Consider the following 24,984-nt stretch of genomic DNA (forward strand, 5'->3'; position numbering starts at 1 on the left):
TGCGTCACGAGGCGCGTCCTTCCCCGCTCGGGAAGGGCGCGCCTCGCGGCATTTGTACGCAAGGTCACCCGCCGATTAGTTGAATGTTCACCTAACAATCGGCGATGCTCTCCTGGACACCTGACCAGGACCGAGCGGACGGCGCGGTCGCGGTTCGACCACAGCACCCCGGAGGGCGACGGATGACCACGACACGACCGGTCCGCCAGTGGAACGGCATGACCGTTCCCGACGCGGGCACGTACGTGCTCGACGAGGCGCACAAGCGGGTGGGTTTCGCGGGGCAGCACATGATGGTCTCGCCGGTGCGGGGCGAGTTCACGCGGGCGAGCGCGACGATCCTCGTGGGACAGGACCCGCTGGCCTCCACGGTGACGGCGACGATCGAGTCGGCGAGCCTCACCACGCACCACGCCGACCGGGACGTCCACCTCCACAGCGCCGACTTCCTCGACGTCGAGACGTATCCGACGCTCGAGTTCCGCAGCACCGGCGTCCGGTGGCAGGGGAGCCAGGACGACGCGATCCTCGCCTGGGCGCGGCTGCGCAACCGCTCGCCGGAGCGCGCGACCGTGGCCGCGGAGCGCACAGCGCCCGCCGAGGCCGGACACTTCGTCGTGAGCGGACTGCTGACCATCCGCGACGTCACCCACCCGATCGACCTGAGGATGCGCTACGGCGGCGCTCGCCGTGACCCCTACGGCCGCGACATCTTCGGCTTCCACGCCACGGGGGAGTTCGACCGCGAGGACTACGGGCTCGTGTGGAACGTGCTGCTCGAGACCGGCGGCCTCCTCGTCGGCAAGAAGGTCTCGCTCGAGATCGCCGGAGAGGCGATCCACCAGGAGTGAGGACGGGCGGCGCGCCGCGACGGCGCACCGCACCGCTAGCATGAGCGGACCGACACGGGGTGCCCCGGGACACCGGGGCTGAGATCACACCCGTCGAACCTGATCTAGCTCGTACTAGCGAAGGGATGTCCGGCGATGACGCTCGCCCCCACGACCTCTCCTGCACCGCGACCCTCGCGTCCGCGCGTCCTGTCGGTCGCCGGGACGGACCCGACCGGCGGTGCCGGCATCCAGGCGGACCTCAAGGCCTTCTGCGCGCACGGCGCGTACGGGATGGCCGTCACGACCGCGCTCGTCGCGCAGAACACGCACGGCGTCCGTTCCGTGCACGTCCCCGGGGCGGCGTTCCTGCGCGAGCAGCTCGACGCGGTCTCCGACGACGTCGAGATCGACGCGGTGAAGATCGGGATGGTGGCGGACGCCGCGAACGCGCGCGAGATCGGTGCGTGGCTCGACGTCCTCGGTGCGTCGCGCCGTGACCGCGGAGGCGTCGCGCCGTACGTCGTGCTCGACCCCGTCATGGTCGCGACCTCCGGCCACCGGCTCCTCGACGCCGGCGCCGAGCAGGGCGTGCGTGACCTCGCGACGCGCGCCGACGTCGTGACCCCGAACCTGCCCGAGCTCGCCGTCCTCGCCGGGACGCCCGTCGCGGCGACGTGGGACGAGGCGCTCGTCCAGGCGCGCGCGTTCGCCGCGGCGAGCGGGACGGCGGTCCTGCTGAAGGGCGGCCACCTCACCGGCGCGACGTCACCCGACGCTCTCGTGGAGCCCGGCTCGACCGAAGGCGGCGCGGGTCGCGTGACGACGTTCGACGCGGGGCGCGTGGACACGCCGCACACGCACGGCACCGGGTGCTCGCTCTCGGCGGCCCTCGCGGCGCTGCGCCCGCAGCGCGCGGGCTGGCCGGAGGCGGCGCGCGACGCCAAGGAGTGGCTCACCGGCGCGCTGCGCGCGGGGGCGGCGCTGCAGGTCGGGACCGGCCGCGGGCCGGTCGACCACCTGCACGTGACGTCGCCGGTCGAGGAGCCGGTCGTCGAGCCCGTCGACGAGCACGATGCGGGCGGCGCCGGGTCTCAGGCGCGTGCGACCTCGGTCCCGGTGGGGTAGACGCACTCCGTGCCGGGCGGCCACCACCGCCACCGCGAGTCGACCTGGCTCGAGGCGACCCCGTCCGGCCGCTCGGCGACGCATCGGTCCTCGCCCTGCCGGACGCCGATCGTCAGGTAGTAGACGACGAGGACGCCCGTGAGCAGGACGGCGAGCACCGTCGCGGTCCGCCGGAGCGCGGGAGAGGGGCCGCCGTCGGACCCGTCCTCCTCCCCGGGTCGGGCCGGGACCCAGTCCCAGCTCATGCCTCGCGTCCGGAGCCCGACGCCGCGGCGTCGGGCACGAGCAGCACCTTGCCGGTGGTGGCACGCCCCTCGAGCGCACGGTGCGCCTCGGCGGCCTCGGCCAGCGGGAAGGTGGCACCGACGCGCGCGTGGAGGGTGCCGCCCGCGACGGAGCCGAGCACCTCGGTCGCCCGCTCGACGAGCTCGGTCCGCGTCGCCGTGTGGTCGCCGAGCTTGGGGCGCGTGAGGAAGACCGACCCGGCCGCGTTGAGGCGCTGCGGGTCGAACGGCGGCACCTGACCGGACGAGCCGCCGAACAGCACGAGCGTCCCCCGGCGGTGCAGCGACGCGAGCGACGCGTCGAACGTGTCCTTGCCGACCGAGTCGTACACGGCGGCGACGCCGTCGCCGCCGGTGAGCCCGCGCACGATCTCCGGGAGGTCGTGCGACAGGTCACCCAGCGCCGTGTACTCGATCACGTGCTCGGCGCCCGCGCCGCGCGACAGCTCGGCCTTCGCCGGCGTCGAGACCGTCGAGATCACGTGCCCGCCCCGCGCGACGACCATCTGGGTGAGCAGCAGCCCGACCCCGCCGGCACCGGCGTGCACGAGCACGCGGTCGCCCGGGCGGACCGGGTACGACGACGTGCACAGGTAGTGCGCGGTGAGGCCCTGCAGTGCGACGGCGGTGGCGTCCTCGAACGTCACGGCGTCGGGCACGTGCAAGGCCTCGCGTGCCGCGACGACCACGAGGTCCGCGTACGAGCCGGGCGCCTCCGTCCACACCACGCGGTCACCCTCGGCGAAGTCCTCGACGCCGTCCCCGACCGCCAGCACGTGGCCGGCGCCCTCGCTGCCCACGACGTGCGGGTACTGCATCGGGTACACGCCCGAGCGCTTGTACGTGTCGATGAAGTTGACGCCCGCGACCGCCGCGCGGACGAGGAGCTGCCCGGGGCCCGGTGTCGGGTCGGGCAGCTCGCGGTACTCCAGGACGTCAGGGCCACCCGCCTCGCGGGCCACGATCGCGTGCATGGGCCCAGCCTAGGCGGGTCGCGTGGGCGGGTCGGCTGACGTGCTCGGGCTGCCGCGCCGTCACCATGGTCTGTCGGCTCACGTCCTGGGAGCGCGACTCTGACGCCCTTCGCACGTCAACCGACCCACCCGCCGTCGCCTCGGCCTGGTCTCGTCCCGGTCCGCACTCGTCGCGAGCCCCTGGCATGTATAAGTATGTATAGTGATGCATATGACGATCACAGTGGCGGTCGCCGGGGCGTCCGGGTACGCGGGCGGGGAGATGCTCCGCCTGCTCGCCGGGCACCCCGACGTGGAGATCGGCGCCGTGACGGCGCACAGCAACGCAGGGACGCTCCTCGGTGCGCACCAGCCGCACCTGCGCTCGCTCGCCGACCGCGTGCTGCTGCCGACGACCCTCGAGCACCTGGTGGGCCACGACGTCGTCGTGCTCGCGCTGCCGCACGGCGCGTCGGGCGAGATCTCCGCGCAGCTGCCCGACGACGTGCTCGTCCTCGACCTCGGTGCGGACCACCGGCTGGAGTCCGCCGCGGACTGGGCGCAGTTCTACGGCTCGGAGCACGCCGGCACGTGGCCCTACGGTCTGCCCGAGCTCCTGCTCACGCAGGACCCCGGGGCAGGCGCCACGGAGACGCGACAGCGCGAGCGGCTCGCCGGTGCGCGACGGATCGCGGTCCCGGGCTGCAACGTCACCGCGGTGACGCTCGGTCTCCAGCCCGGCGTCGCGGCAGGTGTCGTCGACCCGCGCGACGTCGTCGCGGTGCTCGCGAACGGGTACTCGGGGGCCGGTAAGGCGCTCAAGCCGCACCTGCTCGCGTCGGAGGGCCTGGGCTCGGCGCAGCCGTACGCCGTGGGCGGGGGCCACCGGCACATCCCGGAGATCGTGCAGAACCTGCGCGCCGCGGGCGCACCGGCCGTGCGGATCTCGTTCACGCCGACGCTCGTGCCGATGGCGCGCGGGATCCTCGCGACGGTCTCGGCGCCGCTGGCGGACGCCGTCGCAGGCCTCGGGCCCGCGGAGCTCGACGCGCGGGTGCGCCAGGCGTGGGACGACGCGTACGTGGGGGAGCCGTTCGTGCAGGTGCTGCCCGAGGGGCAGTGGCCGAGCACGGCGATGACGCTCGGCGCCAACACGGCGCTGATCCAGGTCGCCGTCGACCACGCCGCGGGGCGGGTCGTGACCGTCACCGCGATCGACAACCTCGTCAAGGGCACCGCGGGCGCCGCGGTGCAGTCCATGAACATCGCGCTCGGCCTGCCGCAGACGGCGGGCCTCACCACCGAGGGAGTCGCCCCGTGACCGTCACGTCGCCCCAGGGCTTCCGGGCCGCCGGCGTCGCCGCCGGGCTCAAGTCGAGCGGCGCGCAGGACGTCGCGCTCGTCGTCAACGACGGGCCGCTCGACGTCGCGGCCGCCGTCCTCACGAGCAACCGCGTGTTCTCCGCGCCGGTCGCGTGGACGCGCCAGGCCGTGAGCGACGGGCGCGCGACGGCCGTCGTGCTCAACTCGGGCGGCGCCAACGCGTGCACCGGACCCGAGGGCTTCGCCGACACGCACCGCACGGCCGAGCACGTCGCCGACGTGCTGTCCACGTCCGCAGGGGACGTCCTCGTGTGCTCGACCGGTCTCATCGGTGTCCGGCTGCCGATGCCCGAGCTGCTCGCCGGCGTCGAGGCGGCGGCCGTCGCTCTCGACGACCCGTCGTCCGCGACGACGGGCGGGGGCGACGCGGCGCTCGCGATCATGACGACGGACACCGTGCCCAAGACGGTCGAGGTCGTGCGCGAGGGGGCGGCCCCCGCATCGCTCGACGGCGGAGCGACCTGGTCGGTCGGCGGCATGGCCAAGGGCGCTGGCATGCTCGCGCCGGGGCTCGCGACGATGCTCTCCGTCCTCACGACGGACGCCGTCGTCGACGCCGAGACCGCCGACGCGGCCCTGCGCGCCGCGACCCGGACGACGTTCGACCGGGTCGACTCCGACGGCTGCATGTCCACCAACGACACGGTGATCCTGCTCGCCTCCGGGGCGTCGGGCGTCTCCGTGACGCTCGACGAGCTCACGGACGCGCTCACCGAGGCGTGCGCCTCGCTCGCGCGCCAGCTCGTCGCCGACGCCGAGGGTGCGAGCCACGACGTCGCCGTCACGGTCGTGAACGCGTCGGACGAGGACGCGGCCGTGGCCGTCGCCCGGGCCGTCACGCGCTCGAACCTGGTCAAGGCGGCGATCTTCGGCAACGACCCGAACTGGGGTCGGATCGTCTCCGCCGTGGGCACGGTGCCCGAGGACGTCGCGCCGTTCGACGCGCTCGCCCTCGACGTCTCCGTCAACGGCGTCCAGGTGTGCCGGGCGGGAGGAGTCGGCGAGCCGCGCGAGCTCGTGGACCTCGCCGCCGACCGGGAGGTGCGCGTCGTGGTCGACCTCCACGCCGGCTCCGCGACCGCGACCGTCTGGACCAACGACCTCACGCACGACTACGTCCACGAGAACAGCGCGTACTCCTCATGAGCGACCGGACCAGCGAGACCGTGACGGCCCCGGCAGCGACGAGGACCGCGCACCCGGGAGCGCCGTCCGAGGACTTCGTGTTCGACACCCGCACCGACCTGCGCCCGGACCAGAAGGCGGAGGTGCTCATCGAGGCGCTCCCGTGGCTGGAGGAGTACGCCGGCGCGCTCGTCGTCGTGAAGTACGGCGGCAACGCGATGGTCGACGACCGGCTCAAGGCGGCCTTCGCCGAGGACATGGTCTTCCTGCGCCGCGTCGGCCTGCACCCCGTCGTCGTGCACGGCGGCGGCCCGCAGATCTCCGCCATGCTCGCCCGGCTCGGCATCGAGTCGGAGTTCCGCGGCGGCCTGCGCGTCACGACCCCCGAGGCGATGGACGTCGTGCGCATGGTCCTCACGGGGCAGGTCTCGCGCGAGCTCGTCGGCCTCATCAACGCGCACGGGCCGTACGCCGTCGGGCTCTCGGGCGAGGACGGCGGCCTGCTGCAGGCGCAGCGCCGGCACGCCACGGTCGACGGCGAGCCCGTCGACGTCGGCCTCGTGGGCGACGTCGTCGAGGTCCACCCGTCCGCCGTCCAGGACCTGCTCGACGCGGGGCGCATCCCCGTCGTGTCGACCATCGCGCCCGACCTCGAGGACCCGACGCAGGTGCTCAACGTCAACGCGGACACCGCGGCGGCGGCGCTCGCGGTCGCGCTCGGCGCGAAGAAGCTCGTCGTCCTCACGGACGTCGAAGGGCTCTACACCTCGTGGCCGGACAAGGGCTCGCTCGTCGCGCAGATCACGCGGTCGGAGCTCGCCGCGCTCCTGCCGTCCCTCGAGTCGGGCATGGTGCCGAAGATGGAGGCGTGCCTGCGCGCCGTCGAGGGCGGCGTCACCGCGGCGACGGTCATCGACGGCCGCGTCCCGCACTCGCTGCTGCTCGAGGTCTTCACGACCCAGGGCAGCGGGACCATGGTGGTCCCCGACGCCCTGACGGGAGGTGCCGCGTGACGCACGACGGCTCGACCGGCACGACGGCCGTCTCGTCGTCGGGCGGCGTCCTCGACACGACGCCCGGATCGGTGCAGGAGTGGACCGAGCGGTACTCGCACGCCGTGATGGACACGTTCGGCCCGCCGCAGCGCGTGCTCGTGCGGGGCGAGGGCGCCTACGTCTGGGACGCCGACGGCAAGCGGTACCTCGACCTGCTCGCCGGGATCGCGGTGAACGCGCTCGGCCACGCGCACCCGACCCTGACGGCCGCGGTGAGCGCCCAGCTCGGCACGCTCGGGCACGTGTCGAACTTCTTCGGCACGCCCACGCAGATCGCCCTCGCCGAGCGCCTGCTCGCGCTCACCGGCGCGCCCGACGGGTCGCGCGTGTTCCTCACGAACTCCGGCACCGAGGCCAACGAGGCGGCCTTCAAGATGGCTCGCCGCACCGGGAAGCCCCGGGTCCTCGCCCTCGAGGGCGGGTTCCACGGCCGCACCATGGGCGCGCTCGCGCTCACGAGCAAGGCGGCGTACCGCGAGCCCTTCGAGCCGCTCCCGGGCGGCGTCGAGCACGTCGCGTTCGACGACGTCGCGGCGCTCGAGGAGGCGTTCTCCGCCGAGGCGGTCGCGGCGCGCGGCGAGGTCGCGGCGCTCGTCGTCGAGCCCGTCCAGGGCGAGGCGGGCGTCCGGTCGCTGTCGCCGGGCTACCTCGTCGCCGCGCGCGAGCTCACGGCCGGCCACGGCGCGCTGCTCGTGCTCGACGAGGTCCAGACCGGCGTCGGGCGCACGGGGTCCTGGCTCGCGGTCCAGCAGCCCGACCTCGGTGGCGGGATCCTGCCCGACGTCGTGACGCTGGCCAAGGGGCTCGGCGGCGGCTTCCCCGTCGGCGCGGTGATCGCGTACGGAGAGCGCGCCGCGACCCTGCTCGGCCGGGGGCAGCACGGCACGACGTTCGGCGGGAACCCCGTCGCGGCGGCGGCGGCGCTCGCGACGCTGGGCGTCATCGAGCGCGACGGGCTGCTCGACAACGTCCGGACGGTCGGCGCGCTCCTGCGCGACGGCATCACGGGGGCGGGCAACCCGCTCGTCGCGGGCGTGCGAGGTCGAGGTCTGCTCCTCGCCGTCCTGCTCTCGCGGCCTGTCGCCGCCGACGTCGCGCGCGCGGCGCTCGACGCCGGGTTCATCGTCAACGCCGTCGCGCCCGACGCGATCCGGCTCGCACCACCGCTCGTGCTCACGCCCGACCAGGCGCGCGACGTCGTCGCGTTCTTCGCGGACCTGCGCCTGCCCGATCCCGAACCGACCGAGACGAGGACCTGACGATGACCCCGGTGGCCCCGCGGCACTTCCTGCGCGACGACGACCTCACGCCCGCCGAGCAGCGCCAGGTCCTGGAGATCGCGCTCGCGTTCCGCGACGACCGCACGTTCCGCCAGCCGCTCGCCGGACCGCAGGCCGTCGCGGTGCTGTTCGACAAGCCGACGCTGCGCACCCAGGTCTCGTTCGCGACGGGGATCGCCGAGCTCGGCGGCTTCCCGCTCGTCGTCGACGGTCGCCTCGCCGGGATCGGCGTGCGCGAGTCGATCACCGACACGACCCGCGTGCTCGACCGGCAGGTCTCCGCGATCGTCTGGCGCACCTACGGCCAGGACCGCATCGAGGAGATGGCCGGCGTCAGCCGGGTCCCCGTCGTCAACGCCCTCACGGACGACTTCCACCCGTGCCAGATCCTCGCCGACCTCCTCACCGTCGCGCAGCACCGCGGCGGCACCGCGGCCCTGCCCGGCCAGACCCTCGCGTACGTCGGGGACGGCGCGAACAACATGGCGCACTCCTACCTGCTCGGGGGCGCGACCGCCGGGATGCACGTCCGGGTCGGCACGCCCGACGGCTACCCGCCGGCGGCGGGGTTCGTCGCGGACGCCCAGCGCATCGCGGCGGAGACCGGGGGGTCGGTGCTCGTCACGGCCGACCCCGTCGAGGCGGTGACCGGGGCCGACGTCGTCGCAACGGACACCTGGGTGTCGATGGGCGACGAGGACGAGGCGGCGGAGCGCGCGCTCCCGTTCCTGCCGTACCAGCTGAACGCCGAGCTGCTCGCGCACGCCGCGGACGACGCGATCGTCCTGCACTGCCTGCCCGCCTACCGGGGCAAGGAGATCACCGCCGAGGTCGTCGACGGTCCGCAGTCGGTCGTGTGGGACGAGGCCGAGAACCGCCTGCACGCGCAGAAGGCCCTCCTGACGTTCCTCCTGGAGCGGTCGTGACCGAGGGGCGAGAGGTGGACGCCACGGAGCGTGCCGACCCGGCGCACGGCCGGACCGCCACGACCAAGGCGGCGCGCCACGCGCGCATCGCCGAGATCGTGCGCCGGACCGAGATCCACTCGCAGGCCGAGCTCGCCCGGGAGCTCGCGGCCGACGGCCTGACCGTCACGCAGGCGACGCTCTCGCGCGACCTCATCGAGCTGCGCGCCGAGAAGGTGCGGGGGCCCGCGGGGGCGCTCGTCTACGCGGTCCCGGGGGAGGGCGGTGACCGCAGCGTGCAGAGCGCCGAGTCGCCCGAGTACCTCGCGGCCCGGCTCGCGCGCCTGTGCTCCGAGATGCTCGTCTCGGCGGAGGCGTCGGCGAACCTGGTCGTGCTGCGCACGCCCCCGGGAGCTGCGAACTACCTCGCCTCGGCGATCGACCACTCGGTCCTGCCCGGCGTCCTCGGGAGCATCGCGGGCGACGACACGATCCTCGTCATCGCGCGCGAGCCCGACGGCGGCGCGGACCTCGCCCGGCGCTTCCTCGACCTCTCGGGTCCTGGCGCCTGACGCGTCGGCGCCTGCGTGCGCCCCTGCCACACTTGAACCCGGACCTCGGCGACGGGGCGCTGGGACCATGAGCGACGACGAAGGAGCGGGCGTGCCCGAGAACGACCACGAGACCGAGATCACGACGGACGCGGCGACCACCGGGCGCGTGAGCCTGTGGGGCGGCCGGTTCGCCGGCGGGCCGAGCGACGCGCTCGCGGCGCTCAGCAAGAGCACCCACTTCGACTGGCGCCTCGCCGGCCAGGACATCGCCGGCTCGAAGGCCCACGCCAAGGTGCTGCACGCCGCGCGGCTCCTCGACGACGACGAGCTCGAGGGCATGCTCGCGGCGCTCGACCGCCTGCGCGACGACGTCGCCTCGGGCGCGTTCGTCGCCGCGGACGACGACGAGGACGTCCACACCGCGCTCGAGCGCGGCCTCATCGAGCGCGCGGGCCCGGAGCTCGGCGGCAAGCTGCGCGCCGGGCGGTCGCGCAACGACCAGATCGCGACCCTCACGCGCATGTACCTGCGCGCCGAGGCCCGGACGATCGCGGGCCTCGTGCTCGACGTCGTCGACGCGCTCGTCGAGCAGGCCGCGGCCCATCCCGGCGCCGCGATGCCCGGTCGCACGCACCTGCAGCACGCGCAGCCCGTGCTGCTCGCGCACCACCTGCTCGCGCACTCCTGGCCGCTGCTGCGCGACGTCGACCGGCTCATCGACTGGGACGTGCGCGCCGCGCGCTCGCCGTACGGGTCCGGGGCCCTCGCGGGATCGTCGCTCGGCCTCGACCCGGCGGCGGTCGCGTCCGAGCTCGGCTTCGACGGCCCCGTCGAGAACTCGATCGACGGGACCGCGTCGCGCGACGTGGTCGCCGAGTTCGCGTTCGTCGCCGCGATGATCGGGATCGACCTGTCGCGGCTCGCCGAGGAGGTGATCCTCTGGGCGACCAAGGAGTTCGGCTTCGTGCGGCTGCACGACTCCTACTCCACGGGGTCGAGCATCATGCCGCAGAAGAAGAACCCCGACGTCGCGGAGCTCGCGCGCGGCAAGGCGGGCCGGCTCGTCGGCGACCTGACCGGGCTGCTCACGACGCTCAAGGGCCTGCCGCTCGCGTACAACCGCGACCTCCAGGAGGACAAGGAGCCGGTGTTCGACCAGGTCGACACGCTCGAGGTGCTCCTGCCCGCCTTCTCGGGCATGGTCGCGACCCTCACGTTCGACACCGACCGCATGGCGTCGCTCGCGCCGCAGGGCTTCTCGCTCGCGACCGACGTCGCGGAGTGGCTCGTGCGCGACGGAGTGCCGTTCCGCGTCGCGCACGAGGTCGCGGGGGCGTGCGTCCGGGTGTGCGAGGAGCGGGGGATCGAGCTGTGGGACCTGTCCGACGACGACCTCGCCGCGATCTCCGAGCACCTCACGCCGGGCGTGCGCGACGTCCTGAGCGTCGAGGGCTCCCTCGCGTCGCGCGACGCCGAGGGCGGCACGGCCCCCGTGCGCGTCGCCGAGCAGCTCGAGGCCGCGAAGGAACGCTCTGCGGAGTACCGGTTCTGGGCGCAGGGCTGAGCGTGTCCTCGCGCGCCCGTGTGGCGGTGGTCCGTCCGCACGTCCGGACGGACCCTCGTCACCAGCCCGACGGTCCGGAGGGCGTGCCCGGCGGCGGGTGCGCGTGAGCGTCGGTCCGGCGGTCCTCGCGGAGATCGTGCGCCGTGTGCACGACGCCGATCCGCGCCTCGTCCCCGCACCGCACCCGGGCGGGTGGCCGGCGCACGGCCCGGACGCGACGTCGGGCATCCGGCTGGTGGTGGTCGACGGCCCCGCCGGGTCGGGGAAGACGACGCTCGCGGCCCAGCTCGGTGAGGCGCTGCCCGCACAGGTGCTGCACATGGACGACCTCTACGAGGGCTGGCGCGGCCTCGAGCCGGCCTGGGCCCGGCTCGACGGGTGGGTGCTCGCGCCGCTCGCCTCCGGCCGGCCGGGTCGGTACCGGCGCTTCGACTGGGGACGCGACACCTTCGCCGAGTGGCACGACGTGCCGCCCGCGCCGTTCCTCGTCGTCGAGGGGTGCGGCGCGGCGCGGCTCGAGGCAGACGCCGTCGCGGCGCTGCGCGTCTGGGTCGAGGCGCCCGACGACGTGCGGCTCCGCCGGGGCCTCGACCGGGACGGCGAGGAGTCGCGCGACCACTGGCTCGCGTGGATGACCGCCGAGCGCGAGCACTACGCGCGAAACCGCACGCGCGAGCGGGCGGACCTGCGCCTCGACGGGTACGGGGGCGTCGTCGTGACGCCTCCTGCCGGGCGGTGAGCACCGGCCCGGGTCACGGCGTAGATTGCCGACCACGGAGGTGGTGCCATGAACACGGACGCGACGGCCGAGACGGCCGAGACGGCTGACGGTGCGCGCGTCGTCGGGCCGTGGGACGCACCCGGCCGGGGCTGGTACGCACGGGACGTGCACGACGTCGCGCGGGACCTGCTCGGTGCGCTGCTCACCCGCCGCAGCGTCGACGGGGACGTCACGCTGCGGATCACCGAGGTCGAGGCGTACGACGGCGAACGGGACCCCGGATCGCACGCCTTCCGCGGCCGGACCGACCGCAACCGGGCGATGTTCGGCGAGCCGGGACGGCTGTACGTCTACCGTCACCTCGGCCTGCACCACTGCGTCAACGTCGTCACAGGTCCCGTGGGACGCGCCTCGGCGGTGCTCCTCCGGGCGGGCGAGGTGATCGAGGGGGCCGAGGTGGCCCGGTCACGCCGCGCCGCCGTCGGACGGTGCGACTCCGACCGGCAGATCGCCCGTGGCCCGGCGCGCCTCGCGGTCGCGCTCGACCTGGACCTGCGCCACTACGGCGCAGAGCTCACGGATCCTGCGGGAGCGCTGGTGATCCACTGCCCGGACCGACCCCTGCGACCCGCGATCGCCACGGGACCCCGGGTCGGGGTCTCCGGCGAGGGCGGCGACGGCGCGCTGTACCCGTGGCGCTACTGGCTCGCGGGCGACGCCACCGTCTCCGCGTTCCGCAAGGTGAGCGCCCGCGCACGGTGACGTGCGGCGAGCGGCGACGTCGGCCGCCGCACGCGGAGGGGTGCGCCGCGGCGCGCGCCGACACGGCACACTAGGACCGCGGCCCGCACGGGCCGCGGTGCACGTGCCCGATCCGTGGGCACCGGACGAAGGAGTGATGGTGAGCGACGTTCTCGACGAGCTGCAATGGCGAGGCCTGGTGGCGCAGTCCACCGACGAGGTCGCGCTGCGCGCCGCGCTGGCCGAGGGCCCGATCGCCTACTACTGCGGCTTCGACCCGACCGCGCCGAGCCTCCACCACGGTCACCTCGTCCAGCTCGTCGTGCTGCGTCACCTGCAGCTCGCCGGGCACCGCGCGGTGGCACTGGTCGGCGGCGCGACGGGGATGATCGGTGACCCCCGACAGTCGGGGGAGCGGGTGCTCAACACCAAGGAGACCGTCGCCGAGTGGACCGAGCGTCTCAAGGCGCAGGTGTCGCGCTTCCTCGACTTCGAGGGGGACAACCCGGCGCGCCTGGTCAACAACCTCGACTGGATCTCGGAGCTCTCGGCGATCGACCTCCTGCGCGACGTCGGCAAGCACTACCGCCTCGGGACGATGCTCGCCAAGGACACCGTGGCGCGCCGGCTGCGCTCCGAGGAGGGCATCAGCTTCACGGAGTTCAGCTACCAGATCCTGCAGGGCATCGACTTCCTCGAGCTGAACCGACGCCACGACGTCACGCTGCAGACGGGCGGCAACGACCAGTGGGGGAACCTGCTCTCCGGCGTCGAGCTCGTCCGCAAGGCCGAGGGCAAGGCCGTGCACGTGCTGACGACGCCGCTCATCACCAAGGCGGACGGCACCAAGTTCGGCAAGACCGAGGGCGGCGCCGTGTGGCTCGCCCCGGACATGATGAGCCCGTACGCGTTCTACCAGTACTGGCTGAACGCGGCGGACGACGACGTCGTGGGCTGGCTGAAGATCTTCACCTTCAGGTCGCGCGAGGAGATCGCCGAGCTGGAGGCCGCGGTGCGCGAGCGTCCCGGGGCGCGCGAGGCGCAGCGGGCGCTCGCGGGCGACGTCACCACGCTGGTGCACGGCGCGGCCGCGACCGAGGCGGTCGTGGCGGCGAGCCAAGCGCTCTTCGGTCGGGGTGAGCTGGGAGCGCTCGACGAGCAGACGCTCGGCGCCGCCGTGGCCGAGCTCCCGAGGACGCCCGTGCGCGCCGGCGACCCCGTCGTCGACCTGCTCGTCGGTGCGGGGCTCGTCGCCTCGAAGGGCGCGGCACGCCGGGCCGTCGCCGAGGGAGGGGCCTACGTGAACAACGTGAAGGTGACGGACGAGGACGCGGTCGTGAGCGCGCAGGACCTGCTCCACGGGCGGTACGCGTTGCTGCGCCGGGGGAAGAAGACCCTCGGCGTCGCGGTCGCCGGCGGCTGAGCCGGCACGTCCGAGGGGCACGGGCTGTTCGCGGCTCGTGCCCTTCGGGCGTCCGGGCACGTCCTGGTGCGCCCGCCGGCGCCGCCGAAGCAGCGGCCCGAGGGCCCGGAACCGCGGAATCCTGCGGATTTGGCAGCAGGCTCCAGCGCGTGTAATGTTCTCGACGTTCGCCCGGCAGGGAGGAACGGACACCACGGTGAAGCTCTTCGGAGCAGGCACGAGGTGGCTGGTCCCCCGGGCGGTCCCCCTCTTCGAAAGACTGGGTGCTTCGTGCGCTCGTCCCGCTGAGGGGCTGCTGGGATCGCCAGCTCGCCTCGAATCTCGGCCGCAAGGACGAGTTGGAGAGCGGGGGGAGGGCCTGGTAGGGTTGAGAAGTTGCCCCAAGCGAGGTTGGGCCTGAGGGTCTGGCTGAGTTGGTGTGTGTCGGTTGTTTGAGAACTCAACAGTGTGCTTGTTAGTCAATGCCAATTTCTGTCCCCTTTGTGGGCGTGGCTGGCTGGGTTGTCCCGTTCGGGGTGGCTGGTTGGTTGTGTCTGGGGATGTTTTTGGTTGATTTCGGAGAATGATCGTCAGATTGTTTTTCGTTTGTAGGCCAGTTTTGTGAATCTTTCGGGGTTCGCTTCGTATGGATTGTTCGCTGCCGGGTCTTTGGGTCTGGTGGTGGGCGTTGATCATTTACGGAGAGTTTGATCCTGGCTCAGGACGAACGCTGGCGGCGTGCTTAACACATGCAAGTCGAACGATGATGCCCAGCTTGCTGGGTTGATTAGTGGCGAACGGGTGAGTAACACGTGAGTAACCTGCCCTTGACTTCGGGATAACTCCGGGAAACCGGGGCTAATACCGGATATGAGCCGTCCTCGCATGGGGGTGGTTGGAAAGTTTTTCGGTCAGGGATGGGCTCGCGGCCTATCAGCTTGTTGGTGGGGTGATGGCCTACCAAGGCGACGACGGGTAGCCGGCCTGAGAGGGCGACCGGCCACACTGGGACTGAGACACGGCCCAGACTCCTACGGGAGGCAGCAGTGGGGAATATTGCACAATGGGCGAAAGCCTGATGCAGCGACGCCGCGTGAGGGATGACGGCCTTCGGGTTGTAAACCTCTTTCAGCAGGGAAGAAGCGCAAGTGACGGTACCTGCAGAAGAAGCGCCGGCTAACTACGTGCCAGCAGCCGCGGTAATACGTAGGGCGCAAGCGTTGTCCGGAATTATTGGGCGTAAAGAGCTCGTAGGCGGTTTGTCGCGTCTGGTGTGAAAACTCGAGGCTCAACCTCGAGCTTGCATCGGGTACGGGCAGACTAGAGTGCGGTAGGGGAGACTGGAATTCCTGGTGTAGCGGTGGAATGCGCAGATATCAGGAGGAACACCGATGGCGAAGGCAGGTCTCTGGGCCGCAACTGACGCTGAGGAGCGAAAGCATGGGGAGCGAACAGGATTAGATACCCTGGTAGTCCATGCCGTAAACGTTGGGCACTAGGTGTGGGGCTCATTCCACGAGTTCCGTGCCGCAGCAAACGCATTAAGTGCCCCGCCTGGGGAGTACGGCCGCAAGGCTAAAACTCAAAGGAATTGACGGGGGCCCGCACAAGCGGCGGAGCATGCGGATTAATTCGATGCAACGCGAAGAACCTTACCAAGGCTTGACATGCACGGGAAGCCACCAGAGATGGTGGTCTCTTTGGACACTCGTGCACAGGTGGTGCATGGTTGTCGTCAGCTCGTGTCGTGAGATGTTGGGTTAAGTCCCGCAACGAGCGCAACCCTCGTCCCATGTTGCCAGCGGGTTATGCCGGGGACTCATGGGAGACTGCCGGGGTCAACTCGGAGGAAGGTGGGGATGACGTCAAATCATCATGCCCCTTATGTCTTGGGCTTCACGCATGCTACAATGGCCGGTACAAAGGGCTGCGATACCGTAAGGTGGAGCGAATCCCAAAAAGCCGGTCTCAGTTCGGATTGGGGTCTGCAACTCGACCCCATGAAGTCGGAGTCGCTAGTAATCGCAGATCAGCAACGCTGCGGTGAATACGTTCCCGGGCCTTGTACACACCGCCCGTCAAGTCACGAAAGTCGGTAACACCCGAAGCCCATGGCCCAACCGGTTCGCCGGGGGGAGTGGTCGAAGGTGGGACTGGCGATTGGGACTAAGTCGTAACAAGGTAGCCGTACCGGAAGGTGCGGCTGGATCACCTCCTTTCTAAGGAGCTTCAACGCACGCCTCTTCGGGGGTGTGTGGTGGCCACGGCCCACGCCGTTCGCGTGTGGGGGTGGTTGCTCATGGGTGGAACATTGACGAAAGAGCGTCGGTCTCGCTGGTGTCAGTACCTGCGTCGCCTGGTCTGCTGGGTTCTCCTTCGGGGGGTTCGGTGGTGTCCGGGGGGTGTGGTGGAACATCGCGGGTGGGTCCGGGGCTTGTCGAGCACACTGTTGGGTCCTCAGGTCGCCGGCCACTTTGGTGGTGGTGCCTGGTACGGGTCGGTCCGTGGATCGCGAACCGCTCGCCGAGCTGGTCTTGGTGGGTAGGCGGGTCTGTGCGGGTCGGGGTCGTTGGTTGTTTGAGAACTGCACAGTGGACGCGAGCATCTTTGAAGTGATCAAGATGCAAAAAGTACGGGTGTGCCCTTCGGGGTGTGTCCGTGGTTTTTGTTCTTGGTCTCTGCGAATAGATTGTAGTGTGTGTGTCGAAGTTTTTAAGGGCACAGGGTGGATGCCTTGGCACTAGGAGCCGAAGAAGGACGTCGTAGCCTGCGATAAGCCTCGGGGAGCTGGCAAACGAGCTGTGATCCGAGGGTTTCCGAATGGGGGAACCCCGTACGAGTCATGTCGTGCGACCTGCACCTGAATATATAGGGTGTGTGGAGGGAACGCCGGGAAGTGAAACATCTCAGTACCGGCAGGAAGAGATATTCCGTGAGTAGTGGCGAGCGAAAGCGGATGAGGCCAAACCGGGCGCGTGGTAAAGCTGTCAGGCGTTGCGTGTCCGGGGTTGTGGGACCCTTCTGGTGGATCTGACAGTCCACCGGGGAGTCAGAAAGCCGTGTCATAGTCGAACCGCATTGAAAGGCGGACCACAGACGGTGCGAGTCCGGTAGACGAAATGGCGCGGCCTCCCGAAGGGGATCCCAAGTAGCACGGGGCCCGTGAAATCTCGTGTGAATCTGGCAAGACCACTTGCTAAGCCTAAATACTACCTAGTGACCGATAGCGGACCAGTACCGTGAGGGAAAGGTGAAAAGTACCCCGGGAGGGGAGTGAAATAGTACCTGAAACCGTGTGCCTACAATCCGTTGGAGCCTCCTTGGTTGGGGTGACAGCGTGCCTTTTGAAGAATGAGCCTGCGAGTTAGTGCTCAGTGGCGAGGTTAACCCGTGTGGGGAAGCCGTAGCGAAAGCGAGTCCGAACAGGGCGTCCATAGTCGCTGGGTCTAGACCCGAAGCGAAGTGATCTAGCCATGGGCAGGTTGAAGCGCGGGTAAGACCGCGTGGAGGACCGAACCCACCAGGGTTGAAAACCTGGGGGATGACCTGTGGTTAGGGGTGAAAGGCCAATCAAACTTCGTGATAGCTGGTTCTCCCCGAAATGCATTTAGGTGCAGCGTCACGTGTTTCTTGCCGGAGGTAGAGCTACTGGATGGCCGATGGGCCCTACAAGGTTACTGACGTCAGCCAAACTCCGAATGCCGGTAAGTGGAAGCGTGGCAGTGAGACTGCGGGGGATAAGCTCCGTAGTCGAGAGGGAAACAGCCCAGACCACCGGCTAAGGCCCCCAAGCGTGTGCTAAGTGGGAAAGGATGTGGAGTTGCACAGACAACCAGGAGGTTGGCTTAGAAGCAGCCACCCTTGAAAGAGTGCGTAATAGCTCACTGGTCAAGTGATTCCGCGCCGACAATGTAGCGGGGCTCAAGTACACCGCCGAAGCCGTGGCATCTGCGCGTAACTCAGGCCTTCGTGGTCCAGAGGCGCAGGTGGGTAGGGGAGCGTCGTGTGGCCGGTGAAGCCGCGGGGGAACCCAGCGGTGGAGGCCACACGAGTGAGAATGCAGGCATGAGTAGCGAATGACGGGCGAGAAACCCGTCCGCCGAATGACCAAGGGTTCCAGGGCCAGGTTAATCCGCCCTGGGTAAGTCGGGACCTAAGGCGAGGCCGACAGGCGTAGTCGATGGACAAGGAGTTGATATTCTCCTACCGGCGAAGAACCGCCCATACCGAGCCCGGTGATGCTAACCGCCCAAACCTGTCCACCGACCCTTCGGGGTCACCGGACAGGGGCGCGCGGGACCCGAACCGGTAGTAGGTAAGCGTATTAACAGGGGTGACGCAGGAAGGTAGCCCGGCGTGGCGATGGTAGTCCACGTCCAAGGCTGTAGGCCGTCGGGTAGGCAAATCCGCCCGACACGAGGCTGAGAGCTGATAGTGAGCGCGTATGCGCGAAACGGGTGATCCTATGCTGCCAAGAAAAGCCTCGGCGCGAGGTTCTAGCCGCCCGTACCCCAAACCGACTCAGGTGGTCAGGTAGAGAATACCAAGGCGATCGAGCGAATCGTGGTTAAGGAACTCGGCAAAATGCCCCCGTAACTTCGGGAGAAGGGGGGCCCGAAACGTGAACCGACTAGCTCGGGGAGCGTGGACGGCCGCAGAGACCAGGGAGAAGCGACTGTTTACTAAAAACACAGGTCCGTGCGAAGTCGCAAGACGATGTATACGGACTGACGCCTGCCCGGTGCTGGAAGGTTAAGAGGACGGGTCAACCCCTCGTGGGTGAAGCTCAGAATTTAAGCCCCAGTAAACGGCGGTGGTAACTATAACCATCCTAAGGTAGCGAAATTCCTTGTCGGGTAAGTTCCGACCTGCACGAATGGCGTAACGACTTCTCCGCTGTCTCAACCGCGAACTCGGCGAAATTGCACTACGAGTAAAGATGCTCGTTACGCGCAGCAGGACGGAAAGACCCCGGGACCTTTACTATAGCTTGGTATTGATGTTCGGTGCGGCTTGTGTAGGATAGGTGGGAGACTGTGAAGCCCGCACGCCAGTGCGGGTGGAGTCAACGTTGAAATACCACTCTGGCCGCTTCGGATGTCTAACCTCGGTCCGTGATCCGGACCAGGGACAGTGCCTGGTGGGTAGTTTAACTGGGGCGGTTGCCTCCTAAAATGTAACGGAGGCGCTCAAAGGTTCCCTCAGCCTGGTTGGCAATCAGGTGTCGAGTGCAAGTGCACAAGGGAGCTTGACTGTGAGACTGACAGGTCGAGCAGGGACGAAAGTCGGAACTAGTGATCCGGCGGTGGCTTGTGGAAGCGCCGTCGCTCAACGGATAAAAGGTACCCCGGGGATAACAGGCTGATCTTGCCCAAGAGTCCATATCGACGGCATGGTTTGGCACCTCGATGTCGGCTCGTCGCATCCTGGGGCTGGAGTAGGTCCCAAGGGTTGGGCTGTTCGCCCATTAAAGCGGTACGCGAGCTGGGTTTAGAACGTCGTGAGACAGTTCGGTCCCTATCCGCTGCGCGCGCAGGAAACTTGAGAAGGGCTGTCCCTAGTACGAGAGGACCGGGACGGACGAACCTCTGGTGTGCCAGTTGTTCCGCCAGGAGCACCGCTGGTTGGCTACGTTCGGAAGGGATAACCGCTGAAAGCATCTAAGCGGGAAGCCTGCTTCAAGATGAGGTTTCCATACCCTCAGGGGTGAGAGGCACCCAGCAGAACACTGGGTAGATAGGCCGGACGTGGAAACGGGGACCAACGACCCGTGCAGCTGACCGGTACTAATCAGCCGACAACTTCAACACCCATCACACTCTCATGCGACGCGTCCACTGTGCGGTTCCCGAACCACCAACCCCACCACCCCCACACCGGGGGCGGCACCCGGGAAAGTGTTCGACAGAGTTACGGCGGTCACAGCGAAGGGGAAACGCCCGGTCCCATACCGAACCCGGAAGCTAAGCCCTTCAGCGCCGATGGTACTGCCCTGGAGACGGGGTGGGAGAGTAGGACGCCGCCGGACAACCCTTCACCGAAGGCCCACCCCACACGGGGTGGGCCTTCGGCATTCACCATCCTCCACAGCGTGCGCGATCATCCGCGCGGGCGGCGTGTTGCCGCCAAGGCAGCGGTCGCTGACCGCGCGCAGCCGGCGTGGGAGGATGATCAGCGCACTTCTGTACGGGGAGGGAACCCTGGTGAACGACACCCACGACGGCTCCGATCGCGAACGTCCGTCCTCCGACGGGCCGCGCGACGAGCGCGGCGGTCGGGACGACCGAGCCAGGACGTCCGGCCAGGATCGCGGCGGACGTGACGGCGCGCCCGGCCGCTCGGGCTCCTCAGGCGGGCAGCGACCGCCGCGAGGCGCGGGGGCGCCGCGCAGCGACCGCGGCTCCGGTGAGCGCGCCGACAGGCGGGCACCGGTACGGCGCGAGGACGAGGGCCGCAAGGCCTTCCCGCGTCGGGACGACCGCGGTGGAGCGCGAGCGGGCGCGCGAGACGACCGCCCGACCGGCAGGGACGATCGCCGGCCCGGGCGGGACGACCGTCGGACCGGGCGGGACGACCGCGCGGGTCGCGACGATCGCGCAGGCGGTCGTTACCCCGCGCGTCGTGACGACGGTCCGGGGCGTCGCCCAGAAGGCGCCGGCGGTCGCGACGGCGCCCGTCGCGACGGCGGCCGCGGACCGCGGGACGGCCAGCGTGAGGGCAGGACGGGGAGCGCTTCCGAGCGGTCTCGGGGATACGAGCGGCGTGACGGCGGAGCGCGGTCCGACGGCGACCGTCGGAGCCATGCCCCGCGCGGTGGCGCAGGTCGTGACCGTGCGCGGTCCGACGAGCGTCCGGCACCGCGGCACCCCGCGGGCCCTCCCGTCGCGGAGGACGTGACCATGTCACAGCTCGACCGCTCCGCGCGGGCGCGCCTGCGGACGCTGAGCAAGGACACGGCGGAGGTCGTGGGCAAGCACCTCGTCATGGCGGGACGGCTCATCGACACCGAGCCCGAGCTGGCCTACGAGCACGCGCAGGCGGCGGTCCGACGTGCCGGTCGGGTCGACGTCGTCCGCGAGGCGGCCGGTCTCACGGCCTACAGCACGGGCCGTTACGCCGAGGCGCTGCGCGAGCTGCGCACGGTGCGTCGGCTCAACGGCTCGTCGGAGCACCTGCCGATCATGGCGGACTGCGAGCGGGGCCTGGGCCGTCCGGAGCGGGCCCTCGCGCTGGCGGCCTCCGACGAGGCGCGCACGCTCGACGACGTGGGGCGGACCGAGCTCGCGATCGTCGTCAGCGGGGCTCGCGTCGACCTCGGGGAGCTCGACGCCGCGCTGGCCGTGCTCGCCCACGTGCCGACCGCCGGTACGCGGGGCGAGCTGGGAGCCCGCGTGCAGCAGGCGAAGGCGTCCGTCCTCGAGGCGGCGGGACGGACCGAGGAGGCTGCGGAGATCCTCGCGGGCATCGACGCGTCGTTCCTGGTCACCGGTCCGGGTGACGACGACGAGGACGTGGTCGTGTACGACCTGTCCGACGACGAGCTGGCCGGGACCGACGACTCCGCCGGGACCGACGACTCCGGCGCGACGGCGACGGGCTCTGCCGCGACCGGTTCCGTCGCGACGGGTTCCGCTGCGACCGGTTCCGCTGCGACCGGTTCCGCCGCCCACGACGGGACCGAGGACGCGGGCGTGCAGGCCGGTGGCGTGCCGTCGGAGGAGGACGGGCGGTGAGCGGCGGTCTGCTCGCGAGCGAGGTCGCGCTGGACGAGGCGTACGACCTCGCGCTCGTCGACCTCGACGGCGTCGCGTACCGGGGCCACGATCCGATCCCGCACGCGGCCGAGAGCCTGACCGGTGCTCGCGCGCGGGGGATGCGGCTCGTCTTCGTGACGAACAACGCGTCGCGCGAGCCGGGCTCCGTCGCGGAGCAGCTCACGGGCCTGAGCATCCCGACGACCGCGGACGAGGTGCTGACCGCCGCCCAGGCGGCGGCCGCGCTGCTGCGCACGCGGCTCGAACCCGGGGCGCGGGTCCTGGTCGTCGGCGGCGCCGGACTGGTCACCGCCGTGCACGACGCCGGGCTCCAGATCGTCGAGAGCGCCGACGACGACCCCGTCGCCGTGGTCCAGGGATTCGCGCCCGAGCTGGGCTGGACCCAGCTCGCGGAGGCGGCCTACGCCGTCCAACGTGGCGCCTGGCACGTCGCGAGCAACCTCGACCTGTCCCTGCCGACGGCGCGCGGGTTCGCGCCGGGCAACGGCTCGCTCGTCGGGGCCGTGCGCGCGGCGACGGGGGTCGAGCCCGACAGCGCCGGCAAGCCGTCGCCCACGATGTACCGCCTCGCGATCGAGCGCGCCGGAGCCCGGGCGCCGCTCGTCGTCGGAGACCGGCTCGACACGGACCTGGCGGGCGCCCGCGCCGGCGGGTACCCCGGTCTGCACGTGCTCACGGGCGTGAGCACGGCGCGCGACGCGATCCTCGCCGAGCCGGGCCTGCGCCCGCACTTCCTCGGGGCCGACCTGCGGTCGCTCCACGAGGCCCACCCGGCGCCGGAGGCCACGGACGACGGTTGGTGGACGTGCGGGCGGAGCGCGGCACGGGTCGAGGACGGGGCGTTGCGCCTCGACGTGCGCGGTCCCGCGACGATCGACACCGTGCGGGTGGCGGCGTCCGCGGCGTGGGCGACGGTCGACGAGGGCGGCGTAGTCGACGCCGCGAGCGTGCCCGAGATCGCCGTCGGCTCGCACTGACCCGGCACCAGGGCTGCCCGTGACGTCGGAAGATCGCGGCGCGGCAGTCCTCGAGGTGCCGGTCCGGTGGGTCGTAACCGGTAGCGTGGGCGGCGGCGGTCACGAGGCCGCCGTCGCAGCACCGGAGGGAGCAGAGATGGCGGACGGGAACGTGCCGGGCGTCGCGACACCGGGCGACCTCCGGCGCCGCGAGGTCGTCCTCGCGTCGGGGCCCCACGACGTACCGGGAGCGGTCGACGCGTCCGGCGCGCTCGACGACGCGCTCGCGCGGCTCGACCACCTCGACTCGCTGGCGACTCCGGCGCACGTGGAGGTGCTCGAGGCGGTGCACGAGGCGCTCGTGGCCGACCTGGCGCGCTCGGAGGACTGAGCGTGGCGGGAGGCTCGGGTGCTCGTCTGGACGGCGAGCTGGTGCGACGCGGCCTCGCCCGCTCGCGGCGCCACGCGGCAGAGCTCCTCGCGGCAGGCAGGGTGACGCGGGACGGTCTGCCGGTGACCAAGGCGTCGCTCGCCGTCGGGACGCCGACCGTGCTGGCCGTCGTACCCGACCCGGACGACCCCGGGTACGCGTCGCGAGCCGCGTTCAAGCTGGCCGGGGCGCTGGACGCGCTCGAGGCGCTGCGCGGCGGCGTGCCGGGGCTGCCGGCGCCGCCCCGCGTCGACGGCGCCCGCTGTCTCGATCTCGGTGCCTCGACCGGCGGGTTCACCGACGTGCTCCTGCGCCGGGGCGCTCACGAGGTGGTCGCGGTCGACGTCGGGCACGACCAGCTCGTCCCTGCCCTGCGTGCGGACCCGCGGGTCGAGGTCCACGAAGGGCTCAACGTGCGCGACCTCGTGCCCGAGCACGTGGGCGCCGTACCGGACCTGGTGGTGGGCGACCTGTCCTTCATCTCGCTCGCGATGGTGCTCCCGGCCGTCGCCGGTGTCGTCGGCCCCGGGACGGACCTGCTGCTGCTCGTGAAGCCGCAGTTCGAGGTCGGTCGCGACCGGCTCGGCAGCGGAGGCGTGGTCCGCGACCCGTCGCTGCACGCCGAGGTCGTCACGTCGGTCGCCCGTCACGCCGCGCTCGCCGGGCTGCGGCCGGTGGCGGTGGTACCGAGCCCGTTGCCGGGACCCAGCGGGAACCGCGAGTACTTCTGGTGGCTGCGGGCGGGCGACTCCCGCGAGGTGGACGACTCCGCCGTGGCCGAGGCTGCGAGGCGCGCCGTGGCCTGGGACCCGGCGCCCGGGGCCGACGCCCCACCCGTCGCCGTCGTGCTTCCCGCACCCGGTCGCGAGACCGCGCAGACCATCCGCTCGACTGGAGGAGCACCGTGACACGTCGCGTGCTGATCGTCACCCACGGCGGACGCCCGGAGGCGGTCGTCGCGCTGCGTGAGGCGGTCACCGAGCTCGAGGCCGCGGGCTTCGCCGTCACCCTGCACGACGACGACCTCGCCGAGACCTTCGGCGACCACATGGCGCTGACCCGTGTCCGCGAGGGGGTCACCGAGTCCGAGGTCGTCATGGTGCTGGGCGGTGACGGCACGATCCTGCGGGCGGCAGAGCTCACCCACGGGACCGAGGTCCCGATCCTCGGCGTCAACCTCGGTCACGTCGGGTTCCTCGCCGAGAGCGAGCGCGAGGACCTCCACGCGGCGGTGGCACGTCTCGTCGCGGGGGACTACACGGTCGAGGAGCGCACCGTCGTCGAGGTGCGTGTGCATCTCCCGGACGGCGGTGAGCCGCTCACCGGCTGGGCGCTCAACGAGGCGACGGTCGAGAAGGCCCAGCGCGAGCGCATGATCGAGGTCGCGATCGGCGTCGACGGCCGGCCGGTGTCCTCGTTCGGGTGCGACGGCGTCGTGACCGCGACCGCGACGGGCTCCACGGCCCACGCGTTCTCCGCGGGCGGGCCCGTGATGTGGCCCGAGGTGGACGCCGTCCTCGTCGTCCCGCTCGCGGCCCACGCGCTCTTCGCCCGCCCGCTCGTCGTCGGGCCGCGGTCGACCGTGACCGTGGACGTCCTGCCGCGCTCCGCGTCGCCAGGCGTGCTGACGTGCGACGGCCGACGCCGCATCGACCTGCCCAACGGCTCGCGCGTCGAGGTGCGCCGCAGCCCTACACCGCTGCGGTTCGCCCGGCTGAGCACCGCCCCGTTCACGGACCGGCTCGTCTCGAAGTTCTCGCTGCCCGTGGTGGGCTGGCGCGAGCGCGCAGCCGACATCGCCGCCACGACGACAGCCGCCACGACGACAGCCGCCACGACGACAGCCGCCCCGACGGCGAGCCGCGCGTCCGTGGCGCCCGACCCTGAGGAGGAGTGAG

20 protein-coding genes, 3 rRNA genes and 1 riboswitch are annotated in these 24,984 nt (G+C 71.0%); of the genes, 20 read left to right on the forward strand and 3 right to left on the reverse strand.

Going from position 1 to position 24,984, the window contains the following annotated elements; genetic code table 11:
- Positions 1-182: 182 nt before the first annotated feature.
- Together NFS20_RS05680 and thiD are read left to right on the forward strand one after the other, a co-directional pair.
- Entirely contained in the window at positions 183-851 is a 669-nt protein-coding gene (locus NFS20_RS05680) for a YceI family protein (RefSeq protein ID WP_251150784.1), read from the forward strand.
- Between the two features lie 45 nt (positions 852-896).
- Positions 897-994, forward strand: a riboswitch (TPP riboswitch).
- Positions 987-1,958: a bifunctional hydroxymethylpyrimidine kinase/phosphomethylpyrimidine kinase gene (gene thiD / locus NFS20_RS05685; protein ID WP_251150785.1), complete on the forward strand. Its 972-nt coding sequence runs from the start codon at positions 987-989 to the stop codon at positions 1,956-1,958. It overlaps the preceding riboswitch by 8 nt.
- Here the strand turns inward: thiD and NFS20_RS05690 are convergent.
- Together NFS20_RS05690 and NFS20_RS05695 are read right to left on the reverse strand one after the other, a co-directional pair.
- Positions 1,925-2,203 carry a hypothetical protein gene (locus NFS20_RS05690; RefSeq protein WP_251150786.1) on the reverse strand — a complete coding sequence of 93 codons (279 nt, stop codon included), beginning with the start codon at positions 2,201-2,203 and terminating at the stop codon, positions 1,925-1,927. The genes thiD and NFS20_RS05690 overlap by 34 nt on opposite strands.
- The gene (locus NFS20_RS05695; protein ID WP_251150787.1) at positions 2,200-3,216 is read right to left on the reverse strand and encodes a quinone oxidoreductase family protein; all 1,017 of its coding nucleotides are present in this window, start codon (positions 3,214-3,216) and stop codon (positions 2,200-2,202) included. Before NFS20_RS05695 ends, NFS20_RS05690 begins: the two co-directional genes overlap by 4 nt.
- A gap of 205 nt (positions 3,217-3,421) precedes the next feature.
- On the opposite strand from NFS20_RS05695, the gene argC reads away from it, so the two are divergent.
- From argC to rrf, 13 genes are all read left to right on the forward strand, one after another.
- Positions 3,422-4,516 (forward strand): N-acetyl-gamma-glutamyl-phosphate reductase, encoded by a 1,095-nt coding sequence (argC, locus tag NFS20_RS05700; RefSeq protein ID WP_251150788.1) that lies wholly within the window; start codon positions 3,422-3,424, stop codon positions 4,514-4,516.
- Positions 4,513-5,724: a bifunctional glutamate N-acetyltransferase/amino-acid acetyltransferase ArgJ gene (argJ, locus tag NFS20_RS05705; RefSeq protein ID WP_251150789.1), complete on the forward strand. Its 1,212-nt coding sequence runs from the start codon at positions 4,513-4,515 to the stop codon at positions 5,722-5,724. Before argC ends, argJ begins: the two co-directional genes overlap by 4 nt.
- Complete coding sequence (argB, locus tag NFS20_RS05710; RefSeq protein WP_251150790.1) at positions 5,721-6,716, forward strand: acetylglutamate kinase; 996 nt, start codon at positions 5,721-5,723, stop codon at positions 6,714-6,716. Before argJ ends, argB begins: the two co-directional genes overlap by 4 nt.
- A 71-nt stretch (positions 6,717-6,787) precedes the next feature.
- Complete coding sequence (locus NFS20_RS05715; protein ID WP_251151225.1) at positions 6,788-8,017, forward strand: acetylornithine transaminase; 1,230 nt, start codon at positions 6,788-6,790, stop codon at positions 8,015-8,017.
- A 2-nt stretch (positions 8,018-8,019) separates the two neighbouring features.
- Positions 8,020-8,964, forward strand: coding sequence for an ornithine carbamoyltransferase (gene argF, locus NFS20_RS05720; protein ID WP_251150791.1), 945 nt, complete (start codon positions 8,020-8,022; stop codon positions 8,962-8,964).
- Between the two features lie 14 nt (positions 8,965-8,978).
- On the forward strand, positions 8,979-9,515 hold the full coding sequence (locus NFS20_RS05725) for an arginine repressor (RefSeq protein ID WP_251151226.1): 537 nt from the start codon (positions 8,979-8,981) through the stop codon (positions 9,513-9,515).
- 67 nt (positions 9,516-9,582) lie between these two features.
- Entirely contained in the window at positions 9,583-11,061 is a 1,479-nt protein-coding gene (argH, locus tag NFS20_RS05730) for an argininosuccinate lyase (protein ID WP_251150792.1), read from the forward strand.
- Positions 11,062-11,164: 103 nt separating this feature from the next.
- Entirely contained in the window at positions 11,165-11,800 is a 636-nt protein-coding gene (locus tag NFS20_RS05735; RefSeq protein WP_251150793.1) for a uridine kinase family protein, read from the forward strand.
- A gap of 48 nt (positions 11,801-11,848) precedes the next feature.
- The gene (locus NFS20_RS05740; protein WP_251150794.1) at positions 11,849-12,544 is read left to right on the forward strand and encodes a DNA-3-methyladenine glycosylase; all 696 of its coding nucleotides are present in this window, start codon (positions 11,849-11,851) and stop codon (positions 12,542-12,544) included.
- 139 nt (positions 12,545-12,683) lie between these two features.
- Positions 12,684-13,946: a tyrosine--tRNA ligase gene (gene tyrS / locus NFS20_RS05745; RefSeq protein ID WP_251150795.1), complete on the forward strand. Its 1,263-nt coding sequence runs from the start codon at positions 12,684-12,686 to the stop codon at positions 13,944-13,946.
- Between the two features lie 674 nt (positions 13,947-14,620).
- Positions 14,621-16,144 (forward strand): 16S ribosomal RNA (locus NFS20_RS05750).
- A 483-nt stretch (positions 16,145-16,627) separates the two neighbouring features.
- Positions 16,628-19,735 (forward strand): 23S ribosomal RNA (locus tag NFS20_RS05755).
- A gap of 101 nt (positions 19,736-19,836) precedes the next feature.
- A 5S ribosomal RNA gene (gene rrf, locus NFS20_RS05760) occupies positions 19,837-19,953 on the forward strand.
- Together the 16S, 23S and 5S rRNA genes form the textbook arrangement of a ribosomal RNA operon.
- 319 nt (positions 19,954-20,272) lie before the next feature.
- Here rrf and NFS20_RS05765 read toward each other — a convergent pair.
- Complete coding sequence (locus NFS20_RS05765; RefSeq protein ID WP_251150796.1) at positions 20,273-20,728, reverse strand: hypothetical protein; 456 nt, start codon at positions 20,726-20,728, stop codon at positions 20,273-20,275.
- A 96-nt stretch (positions 20,729-20,824) separates the two neighbouring features.
- On the opposite strand from NFS20_RS05765, the gene NFS20_RS05770 reads away from it, so the two are divergent.
- The 5 genes from NFS20_RS05770 to NFS20_RS05790 all read left to right on the forward strand — a co-directional run bounded on the left by NFS20_RS05770 (position 20,825) and on the right by NFS20_RS05790 (position 24,983).
- Positions 20,825-21,658: a tetratricopeptide repeat protein gene (locus NFS20_RS05770; protein WP_251150797.1), complete on the forward strand. Its 834-nt coding sequence runs from the start codon at positions 20,825-20,827 to the stop codon at positions 21,656-21,658.
- Positions 21,655-22,677, forward strand: coding sequence for an HAD-IIA family hydrolase (locus NFS20_RS05775; protein ID WP_251150798.1), 1,023 nt, complete (start codon positions 21,655-21,657; stop codon positions 22,675-22,677). Before NFS20_RS05770 ends, NFS20_RS05775 begins: the two co-directional genes overlap by 4 nt.
- Positions 22,678-22,813: 136 nt before the next feature.
- Positions 22,814-23,047, forward strand: a complete 234-nt coding sequence (locus tag NFS20_RS05780) for a hypothetical protein (RefSeq protein WP_251150799.1) — start codon at positions 22,814-22,816, stop codon at positions 23,045-23,047.
- Between the two features lie 2 nt (positions 23,048-23,049).
- Positions 23,050-23,994 carry a TlyA family RNA methyltransferase gene (locus NFS20_RS05785; RefSeq protein ID WP_251150800.1) on the forward strand — a complete coding sequence of 315 codons (945 nt, stop codon included), beginning with the start codon at positions 23,050-23,052 and terminating at the stop codon, positions 23,992-23,994.
- On the forward strand, positions 23,991-24,983 hold the full coding sequence (locus NFS20_RS05790) for an NAD kinase (protein WP_251150801.1): 993 nt from the start codon (positions 23,991-23,993) through the stop codon (positions 24,981-24,983). The genes NFS20_RS05785 and NFS20_RS05790 overlap by 4 nt, the downstream gene beginning before the upstream one ends.
- The last annotated feature ends 1 nt before the right edge of the window (position 24,984 follow it).

Origin of the sequence: Cellulosimicrobium sp. Marseille-Q4280, from assembly GCF_943181405.1 — a bacterium.
In the GTDB taxonomy this organism is placed as follows: Bacteria; Actinomycetota; Actinomycetes; order Actinomycetales; family Cellulomonadaceae; genus Cellulosimicrobium.

Bases quoted from the DNA above. Each gene is read 5' to 3' on its own strand.
- NFS20_RS05680 (WP_251150784.1), top strand. From the start codon at position 183: ATGACCACGACACGACCGGTCCGCCAGTGGAACGGCATGACCGTTCCC.
- thiD (WP_251150785.1), top strand. From the start codon at position 987: ATGACGCTCGCCCCCACGACCTCTCCTGCACCGCGACCCTCGCGTCCG.
- NFS20_RS05690 (WP_251150786.1), bottom strand. From the start codon at position 2,203: ATGAGCTGGGACTGGGTCCCGGCCCGACCCGGGGAGGAGGACGGGTCC.
- NFS20_RS05695 (WP_251150787.1), bottom strand. From the start codon at position 3,216: ATGCACGCGATCGTGGCCCGCGAGGCGGGTGGCCCTGACGTCCTGGAG.
- argC (WP_251150788.1), top strand. From the start codon at position 3,422: ATGCATATGACGATCACAGTGGCGGTCGCCGGGGCGTCCGGGTACGCG.
- argB (WP_251150790.1), top strand. From the start codon at position 5,721: ATGAGCGACCGGACCAGCGAGACCGTGACGGCCCCGGCAGCGACGAGG.
- argF (WP_251150791.1), top strand. From the start codon at position 8,020: ATGACCCCGGTGGCCCCGCGGCACTTCCTGCGCGACGACGACCTCACG.
- argH (WP_251150792.1), top strand. From the start codon at position 9,583: ATGAGCGACGACGAAGGAGCGGGCGTGCCCGAGAACGACCACGAGACC.
- NFS20_RS05740 (WP_251150794.1), top strand. From the start codon at position 11,849: ATGAACACGGACGCGACGGCCGAGACGGCCGAGACGGCTGACGGTGCG.
- NFS20_RS05765 (WP_251150796.1), bottom strand. From the start codon at position 20,728: ATGGCTCCGACGGTCGCCGTCGGACCGCGCTCCGCCGTCACGCCGCTC.
- NFS20_RS05770 (WP_251150797.1), top strand. From the start codon at position 20,825: ATGTCACAGCTCGACCGCTCCGCGCGGGCGCGCCTGCGGACGCTGAGC.
- NFS20_RS05780 (WP_251150799.1), top strand. From the start codon at position 22,814: ATGGCGGACGGGAACGTGCCGGGCGTCGCGACACCGGGCGACCTCCGG.